The organism is Amycolatopsis sp. NPDC102522, from assembly GCF_055584485.1.
The window spans coordinates 37232-51121 of the sequence record NZ_JBVJLY010000019.1 but is presented as its reverse complement, the minus strand read 5'-3'; the positions used below and the strand labels follow the sequence as shown (position 1 = coordinate 51121).

Annotated in this window: 13 protein-coding genes; 3 read left to right on the top strand and 10 right to left on the bottom strand. The window is 68.7% G+C overall.

All coding sequences use genetic code 11. The annotated features are described in order from the left end of the window. Positions 1-5 precede the first annotated feature (5 nt). Together ACZ6YV_RS32710 and ACZ6YV_RS32705 are read right to left on the bottom strand one after the other, a co-directional pair. Positions 6-1469, bottom strand: coding sequence for an aldehyde dehydrogenase family protein (locus ACZ6YV_RS32710; protein ID WP_465513288.1), 1464 nt, complete (start codon positions 1467-1469; stop codon positions 6-8). Between the two features lie 98 nt (positions 1470-1567). After that, positions 1568-3307, bottom strand: a complete 1740-nt coding sequence (locus ACZ6YV_RS32705) for a glycerol-3-phosphate dehydrogenase/oxidase (protein ID WP_378240749.1) — start codon at positions 3305-3307, stop codon at positions 1568-1570. A gap of 234 nt (positions 3308-3541) precedes the next feature. On the opposite strand from ACZ6YV_RS32705, the gene ACZ6YV_RS32700 reads away from it, so the two are divergent. Together ACZ6YV_RS32700 and glpK are read left to right on the top strand one after the other, a co-directional pair. Further along, positions 3542-4297, top strand: a complete 756-nt coding sequence (locus ACZ6YV_RS32700) for an MIP/aquaporin family protein (protein WP_465513287.1) — start codon at positions 3542-3544, stop codon at positions 4295-4297. A gap of 13 nt (positions 4298-4310) precedes the next feature. Next, positions 4311-5825: a glycerol kinase GlpK gene (glpK, locus tag ACZ6YV_RS32695; RefSeq protein ID WP_465513286.1), complete on the top strand. Its 1515-nt coding sequence runs from the start codon at positions 4311-4313 to the stop codon at positions 5823-5825. A 109-nt stretch (positions 5826-5934) separates the two neighbouring features. On the opposite strand, the gene ACZ6YV_RS32690 is transcribed toward glpK, so the two are convergent. The 6 genes from ACZ6YV_RS32690 to ACZ6YV_RS32665 all read right to left on the bottom strand — a co-directional run bounded on the left by ACZ6YV_RS32690 (position 5935) and on the right by ACZ6YV_RS32665 (position 10838). Next, the gene (locus ACZ6YV_RS32690) at positions 5935-6564 is read right to left on the bottom strand and encodes a hypothetical protein (RefSeq protein WP_465513285.1); all 630 of its coding nucleotides are present in this window, start codon (positions 6562-6564) and stop codon (positions 5935-5937) included. 117 nt (positions 6565-6681) lie between these two features. Continuing rightward, entirely contained in the window at positions 6682-7227 is a 546-nt protein-coding gene (locus tag ACZ6YV_RS32685; protein ID WP_465513284.1) for a hypothetical protein, read from the bottom strand. Positions 7228-7232: 5 nt separating this feature from the next. Then, a complete protein-coding gene (locus ACZ6YV_RS32680) occupies positions 7233-7901 on the bottom strand; it encodes a class F sortase (protein WP_465513283.1) in 669 nt (222 codons plus the stop codon). A 137-nt stretch (positions 7902-8038) separates the two neighbouring features. Continuing rightward, positions 8039-8644, bottom strand: coding sequence for a hypothetical protein (locus ACZ6YV_RS32675; protein WP_465513282.1), 606 nt, complete (start codon positions 8642-8644; stop codon positions 8039-8041). 236 nt (positions 8645-8880) lie between these two features. Beyond that, a complete protein-coding gene (locus ACZ6YV_RS32670) occupies positions 8881-9321 on the bottom strand; it encodes a hypothetical protein (RefSeq protein ID WP_465513386.1) in 441 nt (146 codons plus the stop codon). Positions 9322-9434: 113 nt separating this feature from the next. After that, positions 9435-10838, bottom strand: a complete 1404-nt coding sequence (locus ACZ6YV_RS32665) for an NAD(P)H-quinone dehydrogenase (RefSeq protein ID WP_378240742.1) — start codon at positions 10836-10838, stop codon at positions 9435-9437. A gap of 127 nt (positions 10839-10965) precedes the next feature. Here ACZ6YV_RS32665 and ACZ6YV_RS32660 point away from each other — a divergent pair, with 127 nt between their 5' ends. Then, the gene (locus tag ACZ6YV_RS32660; protein ID WP_378240741.1) at positions 10966-11418 is read left to right on the top strand and encodes a gamma-glutamylcyclotransferase; all 453 of its coding nucleotides are present in this window, start codon (positions 10966-10968) and stop codon (positions 11416-11418) included. 93 nt (positions 11419-11511) lie between these two features. Here the strand turns inward: ACZ6YV_RS32660 and ACZ6YV_RS32655 are convergent, their stop codons facing one another. Beyond that, positions 11512-12345, bottom strand: coding sequence for a DUF559 domain-containing protein (locus ACZ6YV_RS32655; RefSeq protein ID WP_465513385.1), 834 nt, complete (start codon positions 12343-12345; stop codon positions 11512-11514). A 238-nt stretch (positions 12346-12583) separates the two neighbouring features. Then, complete coding sequence (locus tag ACZ6YV_RS32650) at positions 12584-13882, bottom strand: amidohydrolase (protein ID WP_465513281.1); 1299 nt, start codon at positions 13880-13882, stop codon at positions 12584-12586. Positions 13883-13890: the final 8 nt, after the last annotated feature.

Sequence of the window (13890 nt, the reverse complement as noted above, 5' to 3'; positions counted from 1 at the left end):
GCCGGTCAGAAGGGGTAGGTGGGCGGGGGGTTCCGGACGGTGACCCAGCGCGTCTCGGTGAAGGCCTCGATGTTCGCCGCCGCACCGCCGAAGCGGCTTCCGGTGCCCGAAGCGGCGACGCCGCCGAAGGGGCTGTTCGCCTCGTCGCTGACGGTCTGGTCGTTGATGTGCACGATCCCGGTCGGGACGCGGTCGGCCAGCTCCAGTCCTTTGAGGACATCGCGGGTGACGATCCCCAGCGAGAGCCCGTATTCGCTCGCCGTGGCGAGGCGGACGGCCTCCTCGGCGTCGGAGAACCGCACGACAGGCGCGACAGGGCCGAAGATCTCCTCGGCGACGGCGGGCGCGTCCGGAGGCACGTCGGCGAGCACCGTCGCGGAGTAGAACAGCCGGTCGTACTCGCCGCCGGCGGCGACCCGAGCCCCCGCCGCGACGCTGGCGGTGACCAGCTCGTGGATCTTGTCCCGCTGCCCGGCGTCGATGATCGGGCCGAGCGCGACCTCGTCTCTCGCCGGGTCACCCACCCGCAGAGCGGCCGCCTTCGCCGCCAGCCGCTCGACGAAGTCGTCGTAGAGCCGCTCGTGCACCAGGTGCCGCCCGGTGGTCATGCAGATCTGACCCTGGTGGAAGAAGGAGCCGAACGCCGCGACCCCGGCGGCTTCGTCGACATCCGCGTCGTCGAGCACGATGAGCGCGGAGTTCCCGCCCAGCTCCAGATGCGCCCGCTTCAGATGCTTTCCGGCGAGTTCGCCGACCTTGCGCCCGGCGCCGGTCGAACCGGTGAACGAGATGACCCGGACCGCTGGATGCGTCACCAGCGTCTCGCCGACGTCCGCGCCGCCCGGCAGCATCTGCAGCACTCCCGGCGGCAGGCCCGCTTCCTCGAAGATCCGCGCGAGCACCACGCCACCGGTGACGGCGGTGCGCGGGTCCGGCTTCAGGATGACCGCGTTGCCCAGCGCGAGTGCCGGGGCGACCGAACGGATGCCCAGGATGATCGGCATGTTGAACGGCGAGATCACCGCCACGACACCGGCCGGGACACGGCGGACCATCGAAAGGCGCGGTTCTTCACTCGGCAGGAGTTCGCCGTACGGGCGGCCGGGCAGCGCCGCCGCCTCGTAGCACTCCTGCTCCGCGACGTGCAGCGAAAAGCCCGCGACGCCCGGCACGGCGCCGACCTCGCGGACGTTCCACCAACTGATCTCGTCGGCGTACTCCGACCACAACTGAGCGGCTTTGCGCAGTACAGCGGCCCGCTGGACGTGCGGTGTCGCCGCCCAAGCCCGCTGCGCCTCGGCCGCTGTCTCCGCCGCTTTCGCGGCGTCTTCGGCCGAGGCGATCCCGATGCTTCCCAAGACGTCGCCCGTCGCGGGCTCCGTGACCTTCCGGGTGCCGCCGGTACCGGGGACCCACGAGCCTCCGGCGAAGATCCGGTCCGCCCACGTCGACGAGTCGAGAAAAACCACAGGCCCACCTTCCGTCTCTGGGACGGCCGACGCTATGCCAGATTCACTCGATCAGGCAATGATCCCTGCGCTCGTGGCACACCACGCGGCAGGAATGATCAACTCACCGGTTCGATGATCCCCGTGCGGGCTTCCGGCGCGGCCGAACGCAACGCGTCGGCGGCCTCGTCGCTCGGCTGCGACTGGGACTCCCGTTCCGCGTCGACCCGCGCCGTGTACACCTCGACCTCGCGTTTCTCCTGCTCCTTCGACCAGCCGAGCACCTCGCCCACCAGCGTGGCGACCTGGGCTGCGCAGTCGACGCCGCGGTGCGCGTACTCGATCGAGATCCGCGTCCGGCGCGCCAAGACGTCTTCCAGGTGAAGCGCGCCCTCGTGGCTGGCCGCGTAGACGACCTCGACGCCGAGGTAGTCCGGAGCGTGCTCCAGCGGCTTCAGCAGTTCCGGCCGTCCTTCGCCGAGCGCGAGGACTTCGTGCACCATCGAGCCGTACCGGTCGAGCAGGTGACGGACGCGGTACGGGTGCAGCCCGTGCTCGGAAGCCAGGTGGTCGGCCTGGTTCACCAGCGCGTGATAGCCGTCCGCGCCCAGCAGCGGCACCTTGTCCGTGATGGACGACTGCGGCCTGCCGGGCAGGTCGACGGCGGCGGCGTCGACGGCGTCGGCCGCCATCACCCGGTAGGTCGTGTACTTGCCGCCCGCGATCGCGACCAGTCCCGGTGCGACCCGGGCGACAGCGTGCTCACGCGAAAGCTTCGACGTCTCTTCGCTTTCCCCGGCGAGCAAAGGCCGGAGTCCCGCGTAGACGCCTTCGATGTCGTCGTGCGTCAGCGGTGTCGCGAGCACGGTGTTGACGTGTTCGAGGAGGTAGTCGATGTCGTGCTTCGTCGCGGCGGGATGCGCGAGGTCGAGGTTCCAGTCGGTGTCGGTGGTCCCGACGATCCAGTGGTTGCGCCACGGGATGACGAACAGCACGGACTTCTCGGTGCGCAGGATCATGCCCGCCTCCGAGACGATCCGATCGCGCGGGACGACGATGTGCACGCCCTTGCTCGCGCGGACGCGGAACCGGCCGCGGCCACCGGAAAGCCGCTGCAGCTCGTCGGTCCAGACGCCGGTGCAGTTGACCACCGCGGAAGCGTGGATCTCGGTCTCGCGGCCGTCCTCGACGTCGCGCACCTTGACGCCGGAAATGCGGTCCGCCTCGCGGAGGAAACCGACCACCTGGGTGGAGGTGCGCACCACGGCGCCGTAGTGCGCGGCGGTGCGGGCGACGGTCATCGTATGCCGCGCGTCGTCGGATTGCGCGTCGTAGTAACGGATCCCGCCGATCAACGCGGACCGCTTCAGCGCCGGGACCATCCGCAGCGCGCCCGCGCGGCTCAGGTGTTTCTGCCCGGGGACCGACCGCGCGCCGCCCATCGTGTCGTACATCAGCAGGCCGGCCGCGGTGTACGGCCGCTCCCAGATCCGGTGGGTCAGCGGGTACAGGAAGCTGACCGGCTTCACCAGATGCGGTGCGATCGTCGTCAGCATCAGCTCGCGTTCACGCAGAGCTTCCCGCACCAGACCGAATTCCAGCTGTTCGAGGTAACGGAGCCCGCCGTGGAAGAGCTTGCTGGACCGGCTCGACGTCCCCGAGGCGAGGTCGCGCGCTTCGACGAGGGCGACCCGCAGTCCGCGCGTGGCGGCGTCGAGCGCGGTGCCCGCCCCGACCACTCCGCCGCCGATGACGACGAGGTCGAACTTGTCCTCACCCAGCCGCTGCCAAGACTCTTCCCGCTTGAGCGGTCCCAGCCTGGCCGGGCTGTTTTCGGCTTCGCGCTGAGAGCTTGCCACGTGACATTCCTCCTTGGTGCCGCTGTGACTCCAGCATCGCACGATCGGCCACGACGGGTCCGTTATGCGGGTGACACGTGTGGCGTAACCCTCGTCGATCTTGAAAAGATTGGTGCGCGCGACGCCTGGAAGGAACAAATACGCGACGGTAACGTGCCACGAACGTGGGTCGGCAAGGGCGCCGTAGCACACCGTGTTCGACCCTGCGCGGAAAGTCCAAAGTGGAGGTCAGCGGTGAGTGTGGGAGCCATATTCGTCTGGGAGTTGCTGGGAACAGCGGTCCTGATCCTGTTGGGTAACGGCGTGGTCGCCAACCACGTGTTGCGGAAGAACAACGGCCACAACGGTGGCGTCGTGATGATCACCTTCGGGTGGGCGTTCGCGGTCTTCGCCGGTGCCAGCATCGCCGCGCCGAGCGGCGCGCACCTCAACCCGGCGGTCACACTGGGCCTCGCCATCGCCGACAAGACGAAGTGGGCGGACGTCCCGATCTACTTCGCCGGGCAGATGGTCGGCGCGATCCTGGGCGCCGTGCTCTGCTGGGCCGCCTACAAACTGCAGTTCGACGACCACCCGCAGCGGGACGAGACGCTCGGCGTCTTCTCGACCGCGCCGCAGATCCCGAACAAGGCGTGGAACCTGGTCACCGAGATCATCGGCACCTTCGTGCTGGTCGCGTGGATCCTGCTCAGCCCGGTCTACGCCAACGCCACGGGCGAGAGCGGCACGCCGAACTTCGGCAACTCCGCGCTCGGTTACGCGGGTGTAGCGTTCGTCGTGCTGGTCATCGGCCAGTCCCTCGGTGGCCCGACCGGCTACGCCATCAACCCGGCCCGAGACCTCGGCCCCCGCATCGCGTACGCGTTCCTGCTGCCCATCAAGAACAAGGCCAACCCGAACTGGGGCTACTCCTGGGTCCCGGTCGCCGGCCCGCTGATCGGCGGCGCCCTGGCCGCCCTGCTGTTCCTCGCCGTCCACAACCTGACCTGAGACTGGAGCTTCGATGACTTCGTACGTAGCCGCGATCGACCAGGGCACCACGTCGACCCGCTGCATGATCTTCGACCACTCCGGCCGGGTTGTCGCCGTCGACCAGCGGGAACACGAGCAGATCTTCCCGAAGGCGGGCTGGGTCGAGCACAACGCCGAAGAGATCTGGGAGAACACGCGGGCCGTCGCGGCGGGCGCGCTCGCCAAGGGCGACCTGGTCGCCGGCGACATCATCGCGGTCGGCATCACCAACCAGCGCGAGACCACGCTGGTCTGGGACCGCACCACCGGCAAGCCGGTGTACAACGCGATCGTCTGGCAGGACACCCGCACCGACAAGATCGTCAGCGACCTCGGCGCGCTCGGCGGCGGGCAGGAGCGCTACCGCGCGAAGGTGGGCCTGCCGCTGGCGACCTACTTCTCCGGACCGAAGATCAAGTGGATCCTCGACAACGTTGACGGCGCCCGCGCGCGGGCCGAAGCCGGCGATCTGCTCTTCGGCAACATGGACACCTGGGTGCTGTGGAACATGACCGGCGGGGTCGACGGCGGCGTGCACGTCACCGACCCGACCAACGCGTCGCGGACCATGCTGATGGACCTCGACACGCTGGCCTGGGACGCCGAGATCGCCGAAGAGATGACGATCCCGCTGGGGATGCTCCCGGAGATCCGGTCGTCCTCGGAGACCTACGGCAAGGTCCGCGAGAAGGGCGCGCTGGCCGGGGTCCCGATCTCGGGCATCCTGGGCGACCAGCAGGCGGCGACCTTCGGGCAGGCCTGTCTCTCGCCGGGTGAAGCGAAGAACACCTACGGCACCGGCAACTTCATGCTGCTCAACACGGGCACCGAGAAGGTCATGTCGGACAACGGGCTGCTCACCACGGTCTGCTACAAGATCGGCTCGAACGACACGGTGTACGCGCTCGAAGGCTCGATCGCGGTCACCGGTTCGCTCGTGCAGTGGCTGCGGGACAACCTCGGCCTGATCGGCTCCGCGGCCGAGGTCGAGCAGCACGCCCGCAGCGTCGAGGACAACGGTGGCGCGTACTTCGTGCCGGCGTTCTCGGGCCTCTTCGCGCCGTACTGGCGGTCCGACGCCCGCGGCGCGATCGTCGGCCTCACCCGGTTCGTCAACAAGGGACACATCTCGCGGGCGGTCCTGGAGGCGACGGCGTTCCAGTCGCGCGAGGTGATCGACGCGATGAACGCCGACTCCGGTGTCCCGCTGAAGTCGCTGAAGGTCGACGGCGGCATGGTCGTCAACGAGTTGCTCATGCAGTTCCAGGCCGACATCCTCGGCGTCCCGGTGATCCGCCCGGTGGTCAACGAGACCACGGCGCTCGGCGCGGCCTACGCGGCCGGTCTCGCGGTGGGCTTCTGGAAGAGCGAAGACGACATCCGCAACAACTGGGCGCAGGACAAGCAGTGGGACCCGTCGATGGACGAGGCCCGCCGCGAGTCCGAGTACCGCAACTGGAAGAAGGCCGTCACGAAGACCTTCGACTGGGTCGAGAGCGAAGACTGACCCTCACCCGCTGACCCCAAGTCCGTGAAGGCCTCCTTCCCTACCTTGAGAGCAGGGAAGGAGGCCTTCACGGACTTACGCATTCAGAGGACCAAATGTGTAAGGGCGGTTAGCCGAAAGCGCCGCCACCGGTCTGCGGAGCGCCCTTCGGCGTGACCTTCACCTGCGGCGCCGTCTTGCCCGGCGACGGCGGCGTGCCGCACGGCTTGGTCAGCGCCGCCGGGACGACGTCACCCGCGCTCGACGACGGCGCGCCGCTACTGGACGGCCGGCCGCTGGACGGCGACTGGCTGCTCGAAGGCGGCTTGCTGCTGGACGGGGGTTTGCTGCTCGACGGCGGCTTGCTCGAAGGCGGTGTCGTCGGCGGCAGGCAGACGATCTCGAACTCGACTGTCGCCGTCCCGCTGGCGGCCGGCAGGTTCGGTCCGCCGTCGCAGTGGAAACTCGCCTTGAACTTGCCGGTCTTCCCGGCGGCCTTCCCGTGCCCGCTGTAGGGCGCCTGATTACCCGAGCCGGGCTGGACTTCGAGCGTGACCGGCCCGGTCAGTCCCGCCGACGTCACCGCGGTGCGTGTGCCGTGACAACTGGCGGTGAAGTCCAGCTCTTGGCCGGGCGCGACCTTCGCCGGGCTGACCCAGAGCTTCGGCGGCGGCGCTGTCGCCGACGCCTGCGGGGCGAGGAGCACCCCCGCCGTCATCGCGAGCAAACCGGCTCCCGCGACGATTCCCTTGATTCCCATGATCTTTCTCCCTCAGTGCGAGCCCTCGCATCAAGAACACCCTCGGGAAAGGGAATCGGTTGCCTTCGAAAGCAAAAACTCGTGAGTGGTAAGGACGGTTCTAACCGTCTTTACCACTCACGAGAAAGGGCCCCCACCGGTCTGCGGCGCCCCCACCGGAATCTTCGAAACCTGACGACCCGACCCCGGCCTGACCGGTGCCGCCGAAGATCCCGGCGGCACCGGTTTCCCTGTGGAAGTAGTCGGTTTCGGCGGTTTGTTCGACGAAGTCGGCACCGTCGCCACTTCGAGGTTGATCGTCACCGTCTTCGTCTTGCAGATCGCCGTGACCGCGTAGAAACCGGGGCGCGCCTTGTCGTCGATATGCGCGACGGCGCCGAGGATCACCGGATTCTCCGAGGTGATCTCGAACTTCCCGACGCGGTCCAGCACCATCGACTTCACCTCGCCGAGTTCGGCGACCGGGCAGCCGACGGAGACCAGGACGTCCTCACCCGCCTTCGACTTCGACGGCGAAACCGCGATGAACGGGTACTGCATCGGCGGCGGGGTGAACGTCGTGGTGGGCGTGGTCGAGACCTCTTGCGCGGCGGCGGGCACGGCCAGAGCCGCACCGCACGCCAGCACCCCTGTCACCGCCAGGACGGACCGGTATCCGAGCATGGACCTCACCTTGCGATCAGCCGAGCGAAAACGATGATGTTGTCGAGATAGTTGCGCGACGTCTTGTCGAAGACCCCGCCGCAGGTGATGAGCCGCAGTTCCGGCGCGGTGGTGTCGCCGTAGACGGCGTCGGTGGGGAACTTGTCCTTCGCCACCCGCTCGACCTTCGTGACCGCGAACTCGGCCGTCGTGCCGTCCTTGCGGGCGATCGAGACCTTGTCGCCGGGCGCCAGTTCCTTCAGCCGGAAGAAGATGCCCTTCTGCTTGTTGCCGTCCACGTGCCCGAGGATCACCGAAGGCCCGACCTCCCCCGGGGTCGGCCCGTTCTCGTACCAGCCCGCCTGCAGCGGCTGGGTCACCGGCGGGACCTCGACGGTGTTGTCCGCGTTGAGCCCGAGCGGGACCAGGCTGGACTTCGCCTCGATCTTCGGTACGTCGATCGAGACCGGTTCGGCCTTCGGCATCCCCTCGACGGCGGCCCCTCCGTCGACAGGCGCCCCCGGCTCACTCGGCTCGGCCGACGGCGTCTCCGCCTGGCTCACGCTCCCCTGCGGCGCCGCCTGGCCGGTCTCCCCCGGGCGGGAGAGGACGAACGCCAGCGTCGCCAAAACGGCCAGCAGGACGAGGGCGAGCGCCAGCAGCGCCGATCGCCCTCGTATCCATGTCGATTTCATGTCCACCCCTCAAGGAAGCGGGACGAGGCCGGTCCCGGCCCCCAGACCGGGACCGGCTCGTCGTTCACCCCCACGCCTGCCAAACGTCGGACGAGACCGGACGGTTGCCCGTCCAGGTCACGAAATGATCGCGATCCCTATGCCCGCACCGCACGCCGACGGTACGCCGCGAACCCGACACCGCCCGCGGCCAGCGCGAGCCCGCCCCCGACGGCGGCGAGGACGCCGGTGTAGTCGGCGGGCCCCTCGGCGCCACCGGTCTGCGGAGCACCGGCCGGCACCTTCGCGACCTGGTTCTTCTTGCCGAGCACCTCGAAGGTGACCGTCGACTTCTGGCCCCAGCAGGTCAGCGTCACCGGGTACTTGCCCGGCTTGATGTCCTTGACCGTCGCCGACCACTTCGCGGAGTCGACGGAGTTCGCGGAGTTGACGGTGAGAGCGGCCGAAGTGACCTTCGGGCCGGACTCGTTGTTGCGGGTGGCGCACTGGAAGTCCAGCTTCACCTTGTCCCCCGGCTTGCCCTTGGCGGGCGAAAGGGTCAGGGCCTTGAGGATCCCGACCGGTGACGCGTGCGGGCCGGGGCCGTCGGGGTCTTCGGTCGGGGAAGCCGACGGAGAGGGCGAAGCCGACGAAGAAGAGGGAGCCGGAACAGTCGGCGTCGGAGAAGTCGCGAAAGCCGCGCCCGGCGCGAGAAGAAGGAATCCGGCGACGGTACCGGCGGAGAGCATGATGGTGCGCTTCATTGGAATACCCCTGAAAGATGGATGTGGATGGAAATCGGAAAAGAAGAATTCCGCGCCCCTGTTCCCCCAGTGGCGGTTCTCTGTTTTTCCGACACCCTCATGACGTCCCTGCCCGGGGTCGGGTTGCCTGGATTCATCACGAAAAGGTCGCGAAATCGAGCGGTGGGGAAAAATGGGCCCGCCCGACAAAAAACCGCCCTCGGACCGAAGTCCGAGGGCGGTTCCGAAACGCGAAATCAGGAAGCCATACTGCCGTCACCCGCGTGCGCGGATCCGGACGGCACCGCGCCCACCTGCCGGGCGGGCACGGAAAACGTTGCCGTATAAGACTTCCCGTTGCAGTTGACGGTCAGCGGGTAGCTGCCCGGCGCCGTCCCCTCCTTGAGTTCGACCTCGGCGCTGACGTTCGCCGGGACACCGATGAGCGGGCCGTAGTCGTACTTCCCGACGCTCAGCACCGGCGAGGAGAACGTCGTCGACGCCGGCGCCTTCATTCCGTCGCCGGGGCACTGCGCCAGCGCCACGTTCGAATCGCCGCGGACGTACTTGTTGACGAGCCCGAGTTCGTAGGCCGTGTCGTCGTTGAGCTGCACCGTGACACCGCCGGGATCGGGCTGGGGTTGCTGGGCGAAACCGGTCGCCGGCCCCGCCAGCAACGCCGCACCGATCGCCAGCACTCCGACGACACCCCTGCGAACCCTGCGAACCACGAAAAACCCCTAGCTGTCACCGAAACACCGACACGCGCTAGACGCAGGCACCCCCGCGAGGGTTGCTTCCCGGCAGGAGATCAGTCCAAGTCGTCGTGGCGCATCAGCTGGCGACCGGCCTCGGTGATCGACCCCGACAGCGACGGGTACACCGAAAATGTCAGTGCCAGGTGTTCCACTGTGAGCTGGTTCTGGACGGCGAGTGCGATGGGAAGGATGAGTTCGCTCGCGTTCGGCGCCACGACCACCCCGCCGACGACCACGCCGGTGGCGGGGCGGCAGAACAGCTTCACGAAACCGCGTCGCAGGCCTTCCATCTTCGCGCGGGCGTTCGTCGCGAGCGGGAGCATGATGGTGCGGGCGGGCACCTCACCCGAGTCGATCGCCTGCTGGCTGATGCCGACGGTCGCGATCTCGGGGTGGGTGAACACGTTGGCGGCGACGGTCTTGAGCTTGATCGGCGCGACACCCTCACCGAGCGCGTGCCACATCGCGATGCGGCCCTGCATGCTGGCCACCGAGGCGAGCATGAGCACGCCGGTGCAGTCGCCGGCGGCGTAGATGCCGGGCGCGCTGGTGCGGGAAACGCGGTCGACACCGATGAAGCCGCCGGGGCCGGGCTCGATGCCGACCTTCTCCAGGCCGATGTCGGTGGTGTTGGGCACCGAGCCGACGGTCATCAGCGCGTGGCTGGCTTCGATCACGCGGCCGTCGGCGAGGTAGATCTCGACGCCCTTGTCGGTGCGCACGACCTTGTCGGCGCGGGCCTGCTTGGCGACCGTGGTGCCGCGCTGGGAGAAGACCTCTTCGAGCACGGCGGCGGCGTCGGCGTCTTCGTGCGGGAGTACGCGGTCGCGGCTGGACACGACGGTGACCTTGACGCCCATCTCGGTGTAGGCCGAGGCGAATTCGGCGCCGGTGACACCCGAACCGATGACGGCCAGGTGCTCGGGCAGCTCGCGCAGGTCGTAGAGCTGACGCCAGTCGAGGATGCGCTCGCCGTCCGGCACCGCGCCGGGCAGCACCCGCGGGGTGGCGCCGGTCGAGATGAGGACGACGTCGGCGTCGAGCACCTCGGTCGAGCCGTCGTGGGCGGTGACGGCGACCTTGTGCGCGGCGAGTCCGGCTTCGTCGTCGTCGAACCGGGCCTGGCCGATGACGACGCGGACACCCTCGCGCTGGACGCGGGCGCGGATGTCGGCGGACTGCGCGAGCGCGAGGCCCTTCACGCGGCCGTGGACGGTCGGCAGGTCGACACTGGTGTCGGCCATGTCGGTGTTGATGCCGAGTTCGCGGAGGTCGTGCATGTTCGCGAGCGCGCCGGAGGAGGCGATGAACGTCTTGGACGGAACGCAGTCGTAGAGCACGCAGGCGCCACCCAGACCGTCGCGTTCGACGATGGTGACGTCGGCCCCGTGCTGGGCCGCGACCAGTGCCGCTTCGTAACCGGCGGGGCCTCCGCCCATGATCACGATCTTGGTCACTGGTCTCCTCCTCGCAGCGGTGTCTGTGACTGCGTTTACCGTACGCGGGCGACCGCTGGGCGGATTGAGTGGCCGGACACGGCATGTGCGTCCAGCCGGGTGACCGACAGGTCGCTAGGCTGTCACCGTGCCGTTGTATGCCGCGTATGGATCCAATATGGAGCCCGCCCAGATGTTGGAGCGCGCTCCTCACTCACCCATGGCCGGCACCGGCTGGTTAGAGGGCTGGAGGCTGACCTTCGGCGGCGAAGACCTCGGCTGGGAAGGCGCGCTGGCGACCATCGTCGAAGACCCGGGCTCCCGGGTCTTCGTGGTGCTGTACGACGTCACGCCGCTGGACGAGGACGGCCTCGACCGCTGGGAAGGCGGCGAGCTCGGGATGCACACCAAGCTCAAGTTGCGCGTGCAGACCATGGAAGGTTCCGTCCTGCCCTGGCTGTACGTCGTGGACGCCTACGAAGGCGGGCTCCCTTCGGCGCGTTACCTCGGCGTTCTCGCCGACGCCGCCGAAGCCGCGGGCGCCCCCGCGGACTACGTCGACGCGCTCCGCACCCGCCCCTGCCAGGGCATCAGCGGCTGATCACGCGAGTCACGCCTTCAATCACGCGAGTCCCGGCGCCAATCACACGAGTCCCGCCTCCAGACACGCGAGTCCCGGCGCCAATCACGCGAGTCACGCTGCGCGACGCTCGAACGCTCCGCGCAACTCCGCCAGCAGCCGCCGAGGATCCCGTAAGTCGGCCGCCGTCGCGCGGATCGTGATCCACCCGCGCGCCGCCATCCGGGCATCACGCTCCGCGTCGTGGTCCTGCCTGCCCTCATGAGCGGCGTAGCCGTCGTACTCCAGGGCGATGCGCAACTCCGGCCACGCGAGGTCGAGCACGTACAACTTCCGCCCGTCGATGGTGTTGATCTCGTACTGGGCGTCCGGTACCGGCAGCCCGGCCTCCACGACGATCAAGCGGAGCACACTCTCCGACGGCGATTCGGCCTCGCCCGTGGCGAGTGCGAGCAGCATCTGTGCCCTGTGGATACCTCGCCGGTCACGACGGTCGATGAGGCGATCGCGCACGTTGGTGTGAAGGGTTCCCCGGTGGTCCGGCGTGAGGTTGTGCAGCGCCTCTTCGAGTGCGGCGAACGCTGTTCGCTTGTCACCGTCGCAGAGGTCGTCGGCCAGCGCTCGATCCAACGAGAACACCGGGAGTTCGTCCAGTTCGACGATATCGGACGGGTGAAATTCCGCCCTGTGCACCTGTAGCCCGGGCCTCGATTCGACCCGTCTCGAGTAGGGCACAGTCAGGTGGACCGTCGTGCTGTCGGCAGCCGAAATCCCATGCAGGGAAAGGGATGTGGCGCCGGAGAGTACGGCAGGCTCGCCGACCGCGAGCAGTGCCGCCTGCGCCAGGCTCGGCAGCTTGAGCAGATCTGCCGCATGAACGACGACGCCTCGCCAAGGCTGAGCCAGCACACCACGCGCCAGCCCTTCGATGACGGCTCGTCGCCCCAAAATCTTGTCGGCCTCACAACGCAAGACCGCCCCATGACGTCCTCCCCAGTTGATCACATCTTCGAGAATCGGAGATGTGATCAGACTTGGGAAGGGTCAGTTTTCCGAGCTGTGGATAACTCGCCCAGGCTGTGGATAACTCTGTGCACGGGTGTTCGGACCCGATAGGGCGAACACCCGTGCACAGAGACGGAACTTGCGTGATTGGAGACGGAACACGCGTGATTGGGGGCGGGACTCAGGCCAGGGTGGCCAGGGCGGTGTGGACCAGCGTGCGGACACCGCACAGGAGCGAACGCTCGTCGAGCGTGAAGGTCGGGCGGTGGATGTCGGCCATCGGGCCTTCACCGGGCCACACGCCGAGGCGCGCGAAGGCGCCCTGGACGTGCTCCAGGTACCACCCGAAGTCCTCGCCGCCGGACGACTGCTCTGTCCCGGCCACCGCGGACTCCCCCAGCGCGGCTTCGACACCGGCCCGCATCAACGCGTGCGACTCCGGGTCGGAGACGACCGGCGGCACCCCGCGGCGGTAGTCGAGCGAGAACCCGACGCCGGTCGGCGCGAGCAGCGACTCCACCGAAGACGCGACGAGCGGCTCCAGCATCGTCCACACCTCGTGGTCCGCGGTCCGGAGCGTGCCGCGCAGCACCCCGTCCTGCGGGACGGCGTTCGCGGCCTGCCCGGCGTGCACCGCGCCCCAGACCAGCACGGTCCCGGATCGCGGGTCGACGCGCCGCGAAAGGACCGCGGGCAGCGACGTGATCACCGTGCCGAGCGCGTGCACCAGGTCCGCGGTCAGGTGTGGCCGCGAGGTGTGCCCGCCCGGCGAGGTGAGCCGCAGCTCGATGAGGTCGGCGGCGGACGTCAGCGGGCCTTCGCGCAGGCCGACCTTGCCGACCTCGAGCCGCGGGTCGCAGTGCAGCCCGTAGATCCGCTCGACGCCTTCCATCGCACCGGCGGCGATCATGTCCAGCGCGCCGCCGGGCATGACCTCCTCGGCGGCCTGGAAGATCAGCCGCACCCGCCCCGGCAGCTCCGGAGCGCCGGCCAGCGCCCGCGCCGCACCCAGCAGGATCGCGGTGTGCGCGTCGTGCCCGCACATATGCGCGGCGCCGTCGTTCTTGGAGGCGTACGGGAGCCCGGTGGCCTCGGTCAGCGGCAGGGCGTCCATGTCGGCGCGCAGCGCGACACAGCGTTCACCGCTGCCGATGTCGCAGACGACACCGGTGCCCGTCGGGAGCACCCATGGCTTGAGGCCGACCGAGCGGAGCAGGGTCATGACCATTTCGGTCGTGGCGAACTCGTGGCGGGAGAGCTCCGGGTGCGCGTGGATGTGCCGGCGCCACGCGAGGACGTCGGTGGCGTTCGCGCGGAGCCAGTCGTCAAGCCAGAAAGGGCCGCGCCCGGCGCCCAGATCATGCACAGGTGCCATGCTGACGCCGGCTTCGGAAATCAGCGCGGTGGACGCCTCCATAGGGGCAATGACGCGACCCTCGGGGTCGCCTGGAATGTCCGGCCGCGAATCGAGCACAGTCACGCCGCACC

What these genes read in the sequence shown, in the direction of transcription:
- glpK (WP_465513286.1), top strand. Translation starts at nt 4,311, where the DNA reads ATGACTTCGTACGTAGCCGCGATCGACCAGGGCACCACGTCGACCCGC.
- ACZ6YV_RS32690 (WP_465513285.1), bottom strand. Translation starts at nt 6,564, where the DNA reads ATGGGAATCAAGGGAATCGTCGCGGGAGCCGGTTTGCTCGCGATGACG.
- ACZ6YV_RS32685 (WP_465513284.1), bottom strand. Translation starts at nt 7,227, where the DNA reads ATGCTCGGATACCGGTCCGTCCTGGCGGTGACAGGGGTGCTGGCGTGC.
- ACZ6YV_RS32680 (WP_465513283.1), bottom strand. Translation starts at nt 7,901, where the DNA reads ATGAAATCGACATGGATACGAGGGCGATCGGCGCTGCTGGCGCTCGCC.
- ACZ6YV_RS32675 (WP_465513282.1), bottom strand. Translation starts at nt 8,644, where the DNA reads ATGAAGCGCACCATCATGCTCTCCGCCGGTACCGTCGCCGGATTCCTT.